Genomic DNA, 16,431 nt, shown 5'->3' with positions numbered 1-16,431 from the left:
TAAAGTATTCCATTAGAACTGATTAAGGTTCTATTGACTATGTGTAGATTTAATTCAATGATTAGAATCAGATATTACTTATAAGGAAATTTTAGCAAGTGATACTTATATCTAAACTCAGAGGTCTGTGGTCAAAAAAAGAGGTAAGCACTACAGATGGCGAACAACATGAAATATATGATACCCTAACTCCAAAAATAGTTATTGATAATAGTGTTAAGCCCTATTTTGATGCATTAGATTTTGCTTTTACAAAACATGATGTAAAAAATATTGCTATTACTGGGCCTTATGGTGCAGGTAAGAGCACAGTAATTCTGTCTTATCTGAAAAAACAGCTTAAACAAAATTTTATTAATGTGTCGCTTGCCGATTTTTCGTTATCAGAAAAAGGTAATAAAGGCCCACTGGAGAATGCGGAGATTGAGTTAAGTATACTCCAACAGATATTATATAAAGAAAATAAAGATAACCTTCCTGATTCTCGTATTGATCGTATTCAAAACCGAAATAAAAAACATATATTCACTCTGTTTCGAGACGCATTGACGGTTGTGGCGCCATTGTTGTTATTGGCGATGACGTTGTTTCCTAAAAAACTACTGTCCTTATTTGATATAAGTGAAGCTACGTTAGCGACGATTATTAATGCCTCTTCTGAACGTTTGACGATTAGTGGTGTAATGGGGCTAATCAGCTTATTTTTTATTGTTAGAATTGCTTCCAGAGCGGGCATTTTTGATAAAAAGCTTAAGCTTAGTAAACTAGCGTTCCTTCAAGGCAGCGCGGATATGACTACACAAGAGTCATCCTCCCTACTCAATAATTGCTTGGATGAGATAGTCTACTTTTTTTCTCGGACACACTATAAGATTGTGGTTTTTGAAGATTTGGACAGGTTGGGAAATACTGAGGTATTTGTCAAACTAAGGGAGATTAACCAGATTATAAATAATAATCTACACAATCAACCAATTAGGTTTATTTATGCATGCCGAGATGATATTTTTTTAGGGGCAGATATTCGAACTAAATTCTTTGACTTTATATTACCAGTGATCCCTGTGATGGATGCTCGAAATGCTTACACTCATCTGAAAAACAAGCTTAAAGGCTTTCCTGCCGATAGCCTAGCACTCCTTAAACAAATGTCTATGTATATTAGTGATATGCGTTCACTACAAAATATTGTCAATGAGTTCAACCTGTTTAGTCAAGTAGTTAACGATGACAAAAACCACGCCAAAATTTTTGCGCTGATATTTTATAAAAATATCTATGCACAAGATTATAATTTGACGGATAAAAAATCTGGTGTGCTGTATGCTTTTATTCACGACTACCGTTTGCGTAAATTGCATGAAAATTATTTTCATTCTCTAGATAAAAAATTAGAACAACTTACGGATAAGTTAGAAAAAATTAAAAAAGAGTCAGCTACTTCTGATGCAGACTTGCGTAAGCAAATTATCTGTCGGTTTATTTCTCCTGAACTATGGTCAATTGTCTCTTTTGTAGAAAAAGCTGATACTTATTATGAGCAATATCATATATATAATGCTCAAAGTTTTTATGAGACTGAGAGTGAGTTTTTAGCATTTTTTAATAAGCAAGAACAAAGATTTGTCGGCTATCGGCTTAATAATACTGTACAGCGTGTTTCTATTGAGACATCTTCCGTAGTAGAGGAGTATTACCGAAGAGTTAAGCTTACTGCGAATGATAGAGCGGAAGAATATCAAAAAACTGTTAAGGAGATTGATGAGGCTAAGGAAAGTGTTCGTACCCGAAATGCAATTTCGTTGTCTCAATTATTGAAGTTAATTGGTTGGGAGCAATTTAAAACTATTGCGGAAGACTATATTAAAAAATGTAACGACCGAACGATTATTGATGTGGAACAGTGGGAGACGATTCACAATGGATTTCGCTTTGGTGGTTTTGAGGCTCTTTTTTATTTGTTGAGTAATGGCTACATCATGCAGGATTTTATGATGTTCCGTTCTGTCTTTCATGAGGGCACTATTTCTATTAATGATAATGACTACATCAAGGCTGTTGGCCGCCATATGAGCTGTGAAGAAGTAAACCAAAATTTCTTATTGGATAACCCTAAAGACGTGTTGGCAGAATTGATTGAACAGCAGTATCAATACCGTTCAGGTGCTATTCATCATCAAATTATTACTGCTTTGCTGGATAGTCGCTTGGGTACTAATGACCATGCAACTTTGTCAGCAATGATCGCGATGATTTTCCAACAGTCCCCCGCGGATATCCTGGCTATTTTTAGTGTATTAGAAACTCGTTTTGTTAGCGCTAATGATTTCAAACGGTTAATTACCTTTTCACTGAGCAAGAATAGCTATTTGGATAAGATGATCACCGTGCTTGATGAGCAAGAGCCCAGTCATATCACTACTGCAATTATGACAAAAATGATAGCGTGGGTTTCTCCAGAAAATTCTGACAATCAGGAAAATTATCAACGCTTTATTATTGAGCAAGGGTTTGGTTTAGTTTCCTCTTTGGAAGATAGTGAGCTTGAAGCGTTTCTCGATAATATTAAACAGCTCAACGTTATTTATCACGATATTTCTCTTCCTATTACACCGAACGAACAGACTGCATTACGCTTTATCGCCGACAACCAAATGTATCCTCTCGATAAGGTCAACTACCGAGTAGTTGTGGCAGGATTGCTAGATAATCCAAATGTGTCTTGTGATAGCGTTGATAAGCAGCCGTGGTCTTTATTGGCAAAATACTCATTACCTAGTGTGAAAGCATATGTGGACAGTAATATTGATACCTTTGTGCAGGAAATTTTTATCTCTTCTCACGAGGACAGTGTGGCTATCGTTTCGGTATTGACTCACTCGGCGCTCAGTGATGATCTTAAAGTTGAAATACTGAAAAAGATGTCATTCACAGTAACGGATTTGCACAAATTTCCAGAACACATCGATATTGACGATGAAGAATTCTCCTATCACGATCTATTCTATCACTATGACCGCGTGACGCCGTGCTGGGAGGCATTATTAGCTTATATTTATGAAGCATGCCATCTTGACGTATTAACCCAGTATATTGAAAAGCACGCTCAATCTCTCAGCCAACAAGAAATGAAAACCATTGAGGGCGATGAATACGATTTACTTTATATGAAAGTTATCTGCAACGATCAACTCAGTGATAGTGGCTATGCCTCAGTATTAAAACCTATCTATATCAATGTCAATCATTGGGATAAGCGACTCAGCCCCGCTAACTTCCAGCGTCTGATAAATAACAATAAGGTACCTCTGAATACTGAATCTTTCCAACAGGCTGCACAATGTTTTGTTCTATCCTCCAATAAAGAGAGCATTGAGCCTTTTGTATTGTGGTTTTCTCAATTTAAAGAAACTTTTTTCTCCAATACAGATTATTATTTATTGACTGGCGAGGAGGGTGCTATTGTTTTAGAGGAAATGCTGATAGCTCTTCATAAATCCCAACACTTTACTCCATCAGAAAAAGCATTGCTGCTATTCATCTATCGAGAACGCTGTAGCGAATCATTTTTCGAAACTCTTTCTTTCACCCATGAGGAGTTGATTGCTTTAATAGAAAAGTCAACCGATGATAGCTTTACTATTAATTTAATAATTAAGCTAATAGAAAAAGGATATCACGAAAGATCGGAGATTAGCCGATTGGTCAGTAAACTTGGCGGAAATGAGTTCGCCAAAATATTTAACCAAAAAAGCGCTACGCTGAATCTCAGTAATATCCAAGAAGCTGAACAGTTTTTGTCTGCCTTAGAACAGGCAGAGCTAATTAAGAAGTGGTCACTGAAAGAGGAAGGAAAATACCATGTCCAATGTCGCTATTGACCATAAATTAGCTCATTGTTAAACGCTTATTTTGCACTCGGATTGTTTACTTTTACGATGAAAATATCTTCTGTTTTTGTTGTGGGTCTAATGACGCTACTTAGTAATTTAGTTAGCTTTGCTAAACTTGATAAGTTAGCTGGCTACTTTAAAAGTATCAAACACTTAAAGTGGCCAGTTTTAATTAACTACGACAAACAACTACCAATGAGTAGTTTTAAATTATAATATCACTGATCGCGTGTTTTGTTCGTATGAACATTAGCTAGCGTGATTCAATAGTTATATTAATCAGATATGCTCAAAGAAATTTGCTGGTATAGATCAGGTTGTGTGAAATTAAGATGAACTTTTCTAAGTGAGATGAGGCAAGCTCTGGTAGCTTAATATGCAGGATAATGCATTAGTTTTCTCTCGATTTATCAATTCGTATTTGTAACCATTGTTCAACTTCACTTCGTAACCAACGAGAGCTACGCCCTAATTTGATAGGCTTAGGAAACTCCCCATCTTGGATCAGCTTATAAAACCACTTATCCGTTAATCCCGTTAATTTAGTGATAAATTTCATATCAATGAATTGGTCGCTCAGTAGTGGGGTGTCAGTTGTTTGAATAGTCATTGTTTGTTTCTCCGATGATTAAAAAGGAGAAGGATTCGAAAAGGGATAATAGGAGTTACGGGAATCCTTCAAACAATAACTGACTAGCGTTATTTTTGACTCAGCATGAAAGATTAGGTCGAGCTTAATGACTGTTGCCCATGTATGAAGAATTTCCCCCTGAGTTAGGGGGGATTAAATTATGATGTCAGTTTCTACTCTCTAATTTTTATTTCGTTTTCTTCCAATTTGTTTTGCAGTCGGAATATCACTGACCTGATAAATACGACGTTCTGTACGCTGGCTGTCTTTGCCTAAATAACTTAATATATATTTCATATCACTACGACCATCCTCATCTAAATATTCAATAACACGCTCACCAGGAACTGGATAATATGGTTTAGGTTCACAATGGTGTGCATAGCCTTCACCTTCAGTAACTTCGTCCCATATATCGCGAATATCTTCCCAGAAACTCCATACCTTCTGATGACGTTGACCATTAATGTAAAATGCTGCGTGAATATGCAAACGATGTTGCTCTCCATATTCTAATACCCATGCAAAACCTACAATGCTAGAAATATCTTTTATCTGTTCAATCAGCGATATCATATTAGCCGTGATTTGATAAGTATCGGCGTATTCAAATGAATCACTTTCTTTACGATAAGCAAAATCGATTCGCAACATGAGGAGTTTTGAATAATGCTCAAATAGATCATCTTGATGATTAAATAAATCATGTTGTAATAAATAGTCTGGTTTGTGATTAAAATTAATTGTGCTTTTCATAATGGTTATCCTCAGTGATTAATGTTTCTCATGGGATAACGGCATTCTTTAAATTTTGAATGGAATAAATCATGATGGTTCTATGCAGAAACTTATCATCAATCATGAGTCACTAAGAAATTTCATTTAATTAGTGAAAACTTAAAAATCAGTAGGTATTGATTCAAATATTTCTTCGGGCTTATTTTAATCCCATTGATATGGAAGCGAGGGTACTCGACTCACCTTTCATGAATCTAACTACAGTTATTCATAGTAATGACTGAGAATGAATAACCAGATTGGACTCAATACTATTTTGGGGAATAGATTAATCAATTATCATCTTTATCAAATTAAATAACCTTCTTTATTAAATAATACTAATTAACCTTAATGAAATATTTTAACTAAAAAATGGAGAGGGAAAGCATGGGTTAACTTGTTTAGAATTTGAGTGCTTTGAATGTTCAGACTTTGACTAAGCGCTCCTTGATGACAAGTAGGTACTACATTAGGATTGTTTTCTTCCATAAAAAGCATCTTTTGTGATTGAGTACCTGGAATTTAGCTTGTTTTTATCAAAATTAGTCATGAATAAATCATGGAAATTTGATGTGAAAAATAAGTATAAATCATGAGGTTTTAATGGTAGCATCTTGTCATTATCACGGCGTGATTTACTGGAGGAGAGATGGCTTTTAATTATAATGATTACTCAATGGAATTCAGTAAGAAGACACGTTCTGAGTATGATGTCTTATTGAATAGTAATAAAAGGGAATTAATTTATTATATTCATCGCTTACAGAGTTATAGAAATTGGCGAGCTTATATTTCAGATTTGAATTACAATGATATTAATAATATAAAAAAACAAATAGAAAACTCGATAAATAAATTTACATATCATGATGGTGATATAAATAAATTCATTGATAGAATGTTAAATGATTATCATAATCACGGTATTCGAGAAAGTGAATTTGAATGGTTGAAAAGTGATGAGCGAGCATGTTTTTTAGTATTATTAATGTTATTAATTAATAATACTAAACCTGATGATTTAATCGGTATAGAAGAAAATAACAAACTTAATCTTCAATCTGGCTCTATTTATTACTCTATCATTGCTTGGTTTGATAAATTCACTGAGCCAAGAAGTCAACGAAGTGGAAGGCATGAGAATGAAAAAAAATTAAAAAAATATTATGAAAGGTGCATGGGCTTAGATGAAAATTCAGTTTTCAGCTGGCTTATGGGTATGAATGATGTAGGTGAAATAAATTATTGTTATAACTACTTGCAACGATTAGGTATGAATACGTTAGTTGTTGCTGTGAGTAATGAGAGCGCAGAATTTATATTTCGCCTAGGTGAAAAATATAATGTTAATAAAAAATCAGTTTTAATCGCTTTTTTTGACTACCTATACTTATCATCAGATATAGGTGTTTTTGCTGCTGAAAACTTAAAAATGAAAATGGCGAGTGCGCTCTCTTCTTGGAAAAATAGAAAAAATAAAGAAGGCTATGTTGATGTGCATTTTGATATCAAAAAAGAAAATATTCCTAAGCTGGATGAACTTAAAAAACGATTTAACGTAATGTCTAAAAAGGATGTCGTCAATGCGTTGATAGAATATATGTATGATAAAAAGGAATAGTCTTTCTAGATATATTCAATAGTGAGTTTAAAATTTTTTCAGATATATATCATTTTAGTGATATCTCATCCTTGATATCTCAATAGCCATCCATTTGGATGGCTGATTTATTTTGAGGTTAATATGAAAAAATTATCAGGCTATGCCCTTATTCGTAGCCATCTGCGGCGCTACCCTCGTTCACTGCGTCAAACCTTATTAAAAGAGCTCAATCAGCTTGTTACCTATCAACCTGTAATTGGCATAATGGGCAAGACTGGTGTCGGGAAATCCAGTCTGTGTAATGCCTTATTTCGCAGTCAAGTTTGTGCTGTCAATGCTGTTGAAGCTTGTACTCGGCAGCCCCAACAGGTCAAGTTACGCTTTGGGCGGCACACACTAACGCTAGTTGATTTACCGGGTGTCGGAGAATGCCAACAGCGTGATGAGGAGTATCGTGAGCTCTATCGTGAGTGGATACCTAAACTCGATATGGTGCTTTGGGTTCTGAAAGCCGATGATCGCGCATTTTCTATTGAAGAACAGTTTTATCAAACAGTATTCACGGAGTATAACGGAGAGCTACCGGCTATTACTTGGATTTTGAATCAAGTCGATAAGATAGAGCCTGTAGAGCAGTGGCACTGGGCATCCGCTCAGCCTTCAAAACAGCAGCAAGCTCATATCACATTGAAACGACATGCTATCGCCAAACAAATGCATATCTCTGTAGACACCATCATTCCGATATCTGTTAAAGGCCGATATCACCTTCCCCAATTGGTGGAGGCGATTATTACTCATCTCCCAAAGCAGGCACGTAGTCCCTTAATCCCACATCTACAAAATACCTATCAGACCACAACGGTTATCAATCATGCGCGTAGCTCTTTCGGTGATACGGTCGTAGATATCATTGAGCGCGTGATTGATTTCGCACCACTTCCCCAAATCGCTCGGCACGCCCTCAAATCAACAACTCATCATATCGCTCAAGCAGCGCGCTCTGTTTGGTCATTTTTCTTTAGTTAATTCAATGAAATGACTGTCATATTGGGCCATCGATAAACGATTTTACGTTGTCATGATCGAATTTGTCGATCGAACCGATCGGTTTTTTTCATTATCTACATCGAAATGATGGCGATACAATCTCTTAGAGGTATCAATGAATTAAATTTATTAATAAAAATCAATGCGATAAATCGCAGGGTTTGTCACGTTATTAAGAATTGAGAACCATCAGTTGTTTGTTGAGTACTCACTTTTTGTTCGTATTAATGAAGTCTTAGAGCCTTTTACCTGAATAGGCAAAATCACTAACTGGAAAATATCATGAAAACAAAACTTATTGTTTCTGCACTTTTTATTTCGGCTTTAACACCCACATTCACTCACGCTTTTGGTAACTCACACACTTGGACGAGTAACAAAACGCAAGGCGTGACTGAGTTTGTCATTCAGGGTCAGGGCAAATCTCAGCTTTATCTGTCTTGTGAAGACAAAGGGGATAAACCCATTCAAATTATGTTTACGGATAGCAATGGTCATCAAACCCGCATGGATACGGGGCAATATTTGGAAATGAAATTTGACGGAAAGGAGGTATATCAAATCAGTGACAGCGCAAGTAGAGCTGGCTCAAGTCATGTCGAAGTCGCTTGGGATAATTTACGTCATGAAAAACAGGTCACCGTCTCCGCTGACGGCGGGAAACCCGTGACCTTTACCTTAAAGGGAGCAGCTAGCATTATCCCTGAAATGGGGAAAAACGGCTGCTGGACTCAATTTATCCTCTAAGTGCCCTTTGGACTCAACGATAAGAGACCTAACTCACTGAAGCCACGGGATAGTGAAAACCGTGACAGCATTGATCGAGTGGGGGATGTCTCCTTATTCGAGCTCAAGTCCGACATATCCGTGATTTTTACGCTCATTCCATCATAAGGATACTCATTATGAAAAAACTCACTTTTGCACTTTCGCTGGGGCTGATGACGTGTTTCGCCTATGCAGAAAAGGCGCCTATTCGACTCAGTGAAGGGCCCAGCAATGCCGGGCGTTCATACAGTAAAATCTATATCACCTCAAACGTTGATAGCGTGGTCATCAATAAAATTTTAGTTAATCGCGGAAATTGTAAGGATGCGGAATACCGTCCTTGGAAGCCTATTAGGCTGAATTTTGGTAATACCTACACACGTCTATTTACGGGTAAAAGCCCAGGAGTACCGTGCAATGTCATCGAGGTCGCCGTGGATACCAACCAAGGCGTTTGGACATTTGATTTCAATCCCTAATGTGATCATGTCAATTTTTACCACTAAAGGCCTGCTTCTTATCAGCAGGCCTTTTTGTTTACTGTCGTCATGACACTTCTTAGGTATCGGTAGTTAAACAGCTGGTTTGTAGTCCTGTTCACTCATCATTTTTATTACCCGTTATTAATTTATTAACAGGAGAAATCATATGTCTTCCTCTTATTCTGCTTCTGCGCTAGAACCAAACTCATTTATTCTCGCTAATGTCGTGCCGCTTTCAGCTAGACCAAATTTCTGGCAAAGCCACTTTGGTACAGTGAAAGGCTTCGCCACGTTTGAAGTAGTGATTTTCACTATTATGGGGCAGTTTTGTGATGAGTACACTGGCGGCTATTGGGAATACTGCACATTACCCAACGGCGGTGCATTTATTTATCCTGATTTGCCCCCTGAAAAACTCACACTATTCAATATGCACAATGGCAATGAAGCGGGACTAAGCCCTGAAGCGGCAGGTGTCGCCGTCTGCTTGATGCTGTATAGCCAATGGTCGTTCAGAACGGAAAGTGAACTACTGGTTGACCGTTTCTACCAGCTTCGTGATTACGCCATTCAACATCCTGAAAGTTCGGCCATTTTCCATCTTATCGATTAACACCTTTCTTAATTTATTCTTTCAGTTTTACCTATCTTATTTATATTCAAGGAAATTAACTATGACTCGTTTAGCTTCCCGCTTTGGTGCGGCGAATAGCATTCGTCGTGATCGCCCGTTAACCATTGAAGAACTGTTTCGTATTGTACCGAGTGTTTTCTCTGAAGAAAAACACGAATCCAGAAGTCAGCGTTACACTTACATCCCAACCATTACCTTATTAGATAGTCTTCAAAAGGAAGGCTTCTACCCGTTCTTTGCGTGCCAGACTCGTGTACGTGATGCCAGTCGTCGAGAGCACACCAAGCATATGTTAAGGCTCAGACGTCATGACCAAATCACAGGTATTCAAGTGCCTGAAATTATTCTTTTAAATAGCCATGATGGTTCAAGCAGTTATCAAATGTTACCGGGGTTATTTAGAGCAGTATGTCAAAATGGTTTAGTTTGCGGAGATACGTTTGGTGAAGTGCGTGTGCCGCACAAAGGTGATGTCGTTGGGAAGGTAATTAAAGGAGCTTATGAGGTGCTAGAAACCTTTGATACGGTAGCTGAAAAACGTGAACAAATGCAATCGTTATTGTTACCGCCACCAGCACAGCAAGCCTTAGCGCATGCGGCTTTGACTTATCGCTTTGGTGAGGAACATCAACCGATTACCGAAGAACAAGTGTTACAGCCTCGCCGTTGGGAGGATAAGAAAGATGATCTTTGGACGGTATACCAACGTTTGCAGGAGAATTTAATCAAAGGAGGATTATCAGGTAGGAATCCCAAAGGCAAGCGAGCTCGCACTCGTTCGGTGAATGGTATTGATGGGGACATTAAATTGAATAAGGCACTGTGGGTGATGACAGAAAAGATGCATGAGCATTTTGGCTGTAGCTAGTTTACTTAAGCAAAACTTTATTGGTGGGCAGGTTATGGATGTTAGCTAATCAGCTAGCATCCTGTCTAACCTTATGATTTTTTATAGTCGAAGGAGAATAAAAAACACATTTTTATCTGATGTTAAGTTATCTTCTGGGGTAGGCAGAAATTTAGTGTTTTCAATTAACTCTATGCCTCGAATGCAAAGCTTTTTGTCATTGTTACTATTTTTATCATGAGCAATAGCTGAAATTAATTTGCCGTCATTATCTAGAGTGACCTTAATTTCGCACTCTTTTCCCTTATAGAGGTCTACATCATAAAACCGACTCTGAATAGATTTTTGGACATTCGAAGCATAGGTATCCATTGGATGATTGTCGGTTGGTGCTGCACTTAAGTGCCCAGTAAAAAGAATGCTAAAAAATAAAAAAGACTTCTTCATGAAAACGACCTCATGTTTGTATCTATAATTTTTATTTATTCGGGTATTCTAACTTTGAAACAAAGCCAAGATACATTAGAAAAAATAAAAAAGAAGTAATGAAAATAACCCAATCATTTACATCATCATTTTTTATTAAGCTCATGATGTATAGGCTTATTGAACCCATAATATAAGAACTAATTATAACAACAACCCTAATGATTCTTAACTTTTTGTTTTTTCTATAATCAAAAAGTGTTTTTCTTTTTAAACTTATGAACATGAATATAAAAAAAACATTAAGTCCATAATAGATAAAGTACATATTAGGTTATTCCTTAATAAATATCTAATGGGTTCCCATCTAGGTCTTCAGTATATCTGTTTCCATTATTATCAATACATACTCGGATTCTTGTTGGAGACTCTGTATCGTCATGTCCACTAATAAGCAAAGCAAAATAGCAGTCTTCAACAATTTCTTTTACATTAGATATATTTTCTGGCTCACTAATAACTAAACTAACATGATTATTATCTTTATCTAGTACAAGGAGATTTTTCACATGATCTTTTATTTTTAATAATGAAACACCATCACTAAATATTTCAATACTGAGGAAGAAGTCCTTTTTTTGTTTATATGCTCTTTCAAGATCTTTTCTAACATACTCATCAAAAAATAAATGTTTTTTAGGGTTTCCATAATCATTTAATTTAGGTATTAACTTTAGTTTTCCTTGGACGGATACACCTAAATCGATAAGATCGTACGCTAAGTTTCCTACTGATTCATTAAAACCTAACAGTTTAGCAGTTGCTTTGTAGCCTTCACGTAAAGGGCCTTGGACATCACTATTTCCTTGATAGATTCCCATACCACCTTCATAAATTCCATTAGCTCCGTGTGCCATCAGTGGTGCGCCAATTAGGCATCCTAAGCCTGTAAAGCACAAACCAAAGCCAACAGTAACCATACCTATACCTCCAATAATTGATAGTCCATTTAATAGAAGGTCAAATGCCTGCTCGGTTAAGCTTTTTTTCTCTTGCTCTAGTTCGGCAGAACCTTGCTTGTAGCTTTTTTGACCAGACTCAACCTGATCAACAATTTGATAAGCGAAATTTTCAACATCGCTTTTAAATTCACTTTTTACGTCGGGATAATAAAGGTGTTTTTCACAAAGCTCATCTGCACAATCAATTAGGTGTTGCGCATCAATTCTAATTTTGTTGCTGTCATTGGCAATAATAGGAGGAGCGTAATTATTACTGGGTTGACTAATTGGTTGCTGAGTAGGGGGCTCGGAAGCTACAGGGTTATATGCGCGAGACATCGGTTCATCTTCTTTACTGTAGCAATCTGTGATGGAGTTTATCAGTCTTGCTTTACACGGACAGGAGCTAAAGCTATCCAGTGTTCCCGCCATCATTCTGCCATTACCCCATACATTGCTAACGCCACCCAGTATGTTGTATGTCCCAGAATGCTTTCCACAGGTAACTAGATCGCCCTGACGAGCAGCAGATCTTCCATGAAATATAAAGGTATTGTCGCCGGTTAAAATTTGACCGCCACATGTTGTTTTATCACCAACTCGTAAAAAATATCCTATAGCCATGCCTGTCCCTAAACGAAATTGAACTTAAGTTAAATGTTATTGTTGACCAGTGTTAAGCTATTGACAAGTTATTTTTAACAATCACTAAGGATTACAATAGATAAGAGTAGGGGGGTATTTTAATAATATTCAATAAAAATGATAAAGATGCTATTATGGCAACAGCTTATGTAAGAGGGTGGATGGTGCTAATTAACCCAGTTTTCAAACCTCAAACCATTGAGTATACATTTAAGTATATAAAAAATTGATTATAAATTTATATCAAATAAAAACAATGCATTGTCTGTTGAAAGCGAGTCCGGCCTTCGCACCATAAGAACACCAAGAGGCATCAACAGACGTCTTTTTTTGTATCTGAAATCCAGTGCTTGCAAGGCTTGTCCTTACTTTTGATGCTAAGATCAACTCGGATCGATTACCTGCATGCCCAATCATGTATCGGGTGATTTGGTGCTGAGTTTCAACAAAGCTTTGATAGCCTATTTATTATACCCATTCCGTTTTTAAGTGCCTAAAACGCGTTTGATTGGCGCATTGTCCCAGCAATTGCCTTGTTGAAATAAACTTTGCTTTAACTGGTTAACTCATTTATCCATAGTAAATTTACTAGCACTTATAGCGTTAGTAGCTTTGACCACGGAATAGCTCTGGTCAAGGAAAAACTAGTCTCAAATTAAATTCTGCACTGAAATTACGTCGAGTTTGCATTGTCATATAGGTCACCTTGAACTAATAACACCTCTATTCAGGTAGCCAATTGACTATGACACTTCAGTCCGTATATCTTCTCTCAATATGCTTTATTGATATCAGATAGGGGGCAACTCGTTTTCTTTTTGTTCCCCACAAATGAAGTAAGGGCCAAATGCACTGGAAAAGAGATACCTTCCAGGGGAGATTTGATTAATTTTCGAGTAACTGGTTGTACCAAAAGAAAATGCTTTTAAATAGTGATTGAATACTTCATCACTCACATTATCATTTTTTGCCTTCCTCACTAATGTAATTTTCGTTTTGATATTATCGATTTCATCAATAGTCGAGTTAGTATAGTGAACGACTCTATTCACGGAATAGGTTTTATCCGTGGAAATTGAACCAACCAACTTTATATAGCCGCTATTATCCTTTTGATGGACGATCCTTAAGTCAATTTCATATCCAGCTTTAGGGTATAAGGGAGACTCAAAATTTGAGTTAATTTGTGCACTACAGTATTTGTTGTCCTCTACAGTCACAGAATAAAAAAATAGGCCAACTGACAATAATGCAATGACACATAATAAAATAGTAATTTTTCTCATTCTTAACCTACCAATTTATTCGAGTTGAAATACATATTTTATTATCTTCGCACTTAGTCAGTAGGGTTTGTTTTTCTACTTGAGCATTACTATGGTTACTGTAGTAATAAAAAATGGCGCTGTTATTACATTGTAAATTAAACTCTTTTACATGTTTATCAATATCTTTTGAATTATTTTTATCGTCAAAATTACTGTTAAATGAATAAACAGGGCATGACCCTATTGTACTGACAAGGTACGTATTAACTTTGTCAAAGCTTAATGCACCAAAAAATAAATTATACATTGAAGCCAGTGTTAAAATGACGCTGAAGCCAAGTATAATTTTCAATGAGAAATTACGCTTTAACGTATAACATACTCGGGGTTTAGCTATAACGGAAGATACCGCGACTTGATTATGTGTATTAAGCTCAATTAAAGGTAGCTTATCCCTTCCATCAAGTTTTTCTGTATCTCCTTTTTCTTCACTATGGCGAACAAGCTCGGTGTTACGTTGTGTAATAATGAGTTCTGAAGATAAAATAACACCTTTTTTAGGAATATTTAAAATTGCATTATCTATCTCAAGGTGCTGATAAAGTAGTTTTCGCAGAGCACTGATATATTGGTTTAATGTATTAATTGAGGCAGTCAAACCATGCTCATCCCAAACTTTTTTTAAAAGCTCTTCTCTTGGGATGATCATGTTATTATTTTCGACTAATACTCTGAAAATACGATTTAAAATAGGTGTAAGCTTGGCCACTTCGCTGTTTGAGCCTAGCTGAATTATCTCACCAGTTTCAGAATCATATTCTATACAATTGTTCAATATATATATCATTGTTTATAATTTTTACTCTGTTAAAAATGATTTTTAAGTTTATAAATTTCACTTACAGTCAGTCTGTTAATTATATTAAGCACTACCTCACGATTTTACAACACATTGATTTGTGGTTTTCTTAATCTAAAGCATGAATGATTGATTTAACAATTAATATGAATAACAACCAAATTATTACACGAAAATGGAGTGATGTCAGTTAGAAAGGAAGGTTTTCAAAGAGGTTAGCTAGCTGTTTAGTCTAAAAAAATAAATTTTTTAGACTAATAGTTTTAAGTTTTAATAAAGTTTGGTTTTTTAATTTGATTTATAAGAAGTACTTTTTTACACCTAGAATACTATAGTCATATGATCCTACTCTGGGGATAATTAAAATTTAATAAACAATGGGTTACCTGTTTTCCGTGTTTGTATCTACTTTGAGTTACACTAAATAATCCCCTCTACATTCCAACATTTCCGTTGAAATGATTCATTTATTCCATTTCCTTATTTTCTTTAGACAGAAAGAACGAGCAAGTAAAATCACCTTTATAGATGAGCTTTGTTAGGCTTTAAAATTTAGCTACGGTACTAATATGACAGAAAAGCAAAAGTCTTATTTACCCCTTCAGTTTCTTTGTAGGTAGTCTTAAAACAAATATCTATTTTATCAACTAAAACTAAAGGTAATATTTATTCTATAGTGTAATTGTCATATTTTGACTATCTATATAAGTTATTTTAATAAAGTTATCATATATCTTTTATTGAATAACTGTAACAAATTGCAAGTATGATAGGTGAAGATATGAGTACTAAATATTAAATTTGACAATGTTAACGAAAACATAATTTATAACGTGATTAACCAAAGTTATTCAACCCATTGATATATAAGATTATAATAACTTATAATTAATTTTAATAGGTTATAATATATGTTTTTATATTTTTCAATAGGTCGTGCCTATCTAAAAGCTCGCTTTTCATTGCTTAAAACACTTTTACTCCAATATTGGATAAATCTATAGTAAGCGACATCAAATGAGTTGAGTTAAAAAATACTCCTCCGTTAAATGACTTATTATTATATTAGAATTTATTATTTAGAATCTGGCTATGGTTTTAAGCTAATCGATTATTGATTAAAATATATTTTTAGGAGACTTGGCTATGTTTGTAGAAAATGTAGATAAGATAAAAAGTGAAGTTAAATATATCAATGGATTAGATATTACAAAAGAAACGGGTAAGTTTTTAAAATCAGCTAGAATAGAAAAATGTTTGTCTGGTACTGAAGTTGGAAAATTATTATACCTGAGTCAACAGCAAGTTTCTCGTTATGAGAATGGGTTGTGTAATATATCGATCGATATGCTAAATAACTATTTGCATGCACTTGGCAAGGATTGGTCTGATTATTATTACTACGTTATTGCAAATAATTTTTCGAACAAAATTTAATTGTCTAATTTTAAATTTTAAAACTGATTTCCTTAATTAGAGTAATTAAGGGTTTTACTCATGCCTATAAATAGGTATGAGCTTAGTGTCAATGTTAATAATCATTC

The 16,431-nt window shown here is 35.5% G+C and carries 14 protein-coding genes and 1 pseudogene; 8 read left to right on the top strand and 7 right to left on the bottom strand.

What is annotated here, in order from left to right:
• Positions 1 to 98 precede the first annotated feature (98 nt).
• On the top strand, positions 99 to 3,881 hold the full coding sequence (locus ACHB7C_RS06720) for a DNA-binding protein (RefSeq protein ID WP_395346810.1): 3,783 nt from the start codon (positions 99 to 101) through the stop codon (positions 3,879 to 3,881).
• Between the two features lie 403 nt (positions 3,882 to 4,284).
• Here the strand turns inward: ACHB7C_RS06720 and ACHB7C_RS06715 are convergent, their stop codons facing one another.
• Positions 4,285 to 4,503 carry a helix-turn-helix transcriptional regulator gene (locus ACHB7C_RS06715; protein ID WP_395346808.1) on the bottom strand — a complete coding sequence of 73 codons (219 nt, stop codon included), beginning with the start codon at positions 4,501 to 4,503 and terminating at the stop codon, positions 4,285 to 4,287.
• Positions 4,504 to 4,704: 201 nt separating this feature from the next.
• Positions 4,705 to 5,280, bottom strand: coding sequence for a hypothetical protein (locus tag ACHB7C_RS06710; RefSeq protein WP_395346806.1), 576 nt, complete (start codon positions 5,278 to 5,280; stop codon positions 4,705 to 4,707).
• A gap of 673 nt (positions 5,281 to 5,953) precedes the next feature.
• On the opposite strand from ACHB7C_RS06710, the gene ACHB7C_RS06705 reads away from it, so the two are divergent.
• The 6 genes from ACHB7C_RS06705 to ACHB7C_RS06680 all read left to right on the top strand — a co-directional run bounded on the left by ACHB7C_RS06705 (position 5,954) and on the right by ACHB7C_RS06680 (position 10,709).
• Positions 5,954 to 6,925, top strand: coding sequence for a hypothetical protein (locus ACHB7C_RS06705; protein WP_395346804.1), 972 nt, complete (start codon positions 5,954 to 5,956; stop codon positions 6,923 to 6,925).
• Between the two features lie 123 nt (positions 6,926 to 7,048).
• Positions 7,049 to 7,936 carry a GTPase family protein gene (locus ACHB7C_RS06700; protein WP_395346802.1) on the top strand — a complete coding sequence of 296 codons (888 nt, stop codon included), beginning with the start codon at positions 7,049 to 7,051 and terminating at the stop codon, positions 7,934 to 7,936.
• A 303-nt stretch (positions 7,937 to 8,239) separates the two neighbouring features.
• Complete coding sequence (locus tag ACHB7C_RS06695) at positions 8,240 to 8,704, top strand: hypothetical protein (protein ID WP_272667956.1); 465 nt, start codon at positions 8,240 to 8,242, stop codon at positions 8,702 to 8,704.
• Between the two features lie 158 nt (positions 8,705 to 8,862).
• A complete protein-coding gene (locus ACHB7C_RS06690; protein WP_395346800.1) occupies positions 8,863 to 9,204 on the top strand; it encodes a hypothetical protein in 342 nt (113 codons plus the stop codon).
• Positions 9,205 to 9,373: 169 nt separating this feature from the next.
• A complete protein-coding gene (locus tag ACHB7C_RS06685) occupies positions 9,374 to 9,820 on the top strand; it encodes an antirestriction protein (RefSeq protein ID WP_395346798.1) in 447 nt (148 codons plus the stop codon).
• Positions 9,821 to 9,881: 61 nt separating this feature from the next.
• Complete coding sequence (locus ACHB7C_RS06680) at positions 9,882 to 10,709, top strand: DUF932 domain-containing protein (protein WP_395346796.1); 828 nt, start codon at positions 9,882 to 9,884, stop codon at positions 10,707 to 10,709.
• A gap of 81 nt (positions 10,710 to 10,790) precedes the next feature.
• Here ACHB7C_RS06680 and ACHB7C_RS06675 read toward each other — a convergent pair whose 3' ends face one another.
• The 5 genes and pseudogenes from ACHB7C_RS06675 to ACHB7C_RS06655 all read right to left on the bottom strand — a co-directional run bounded on the left by ACHB7C_RS06675 (position 10,791) and on the right by ACHB7C_RS06655 (position 14,875).
• A complete protein-coding gene (locus ACHB7C_RS06675) occupies positions 10,791 to 11,135 on the bottom strand; it encodes a cell envelope integrity TolA C-terminal domain-containing protein (protein WP_395346794.1) in 345 nt (114 codons plus the stop codon).
• A 320-nt stretch (positions 11,136 to 11,455) separates the two neighbouring features.
• Complete coding sequence (locus tag ACHB7C_RS06670) at positions 11,456 to 12,739, bottom strand: DUF4225 domain-containing protein (RefSeq protein WP_395346792.1); 1,284 nt, start codon at positions 12,737 to 12,739, stop codon at positions 11,456 to 11,458.
• 426 nt (positions 12,740 to 13,165) lie between these two features.
• Positions 13,166 to 13,320: pseudogene (locus tag ACHB7C_RS06665) on the bottom strand (IS3 family transposase); the annotation flags it as partial.
• Between the two features lie 231 nt (positions 13,321 to 13,551).
• Positions 13,552 to 14,046 (bottom strand): FidL-like protein, encoded by a 495-nt coding sequence (locus ACHB7C_RS06660; protein ID WP_042845652.1) that lies wholly within the window; start codon positions 14,044 to 14,046, stop codon positions 13,552 to 13,554.
• A 7-nt stretch (positions 14,047 to 14,053) separates the two neighbouring features.
• Positions 14,054 to 14,875 (bottom strand): winged helix-turn-helix domain-containing protein, encoded by an 822-nt coding sequence (locus ACHB7C_RS06655; protein WP_198860961.1) that lies wholly within the window; start codon positions 14,873 to 14,875, stop codon positions 14,054 to 14,056.
• 1,158 nt (positions 14,876 to 16,033) lie between these two features.
• Here ACHB7C_RS06655 and ACHB7C_RS06650 point away from each other — a divergent pair.
• Complete coding sequence (locus ACHB7C_RS06650) at positions 16,034 to 16,324, top strand: helix-turn-helix domain-containing protein (protein WP_048605919.1); 291 nt, start codon at positions 16,034 to 16,036, stop codon at positions 16,322 to 16,324.
• Positions 16,325 to 16,431: the final 107 nt, after the last annotated feature.

Origin of the sequence: Providencia sp. 2024EL-00732, assembly GCF_044006275.1 — a bacterium.
Lineage (GTDB): Bacteria > Pseudomonadota > Gammaproteobacteria > Enterobacterales > Enterobacteriaceae > Providencia > Providencia huashanensis.
The sequence above is the reverse complement of the archived record's forward strand: the minus strand, read 5'-3'. Positions and strand labels throughout refer to the sequence as shown.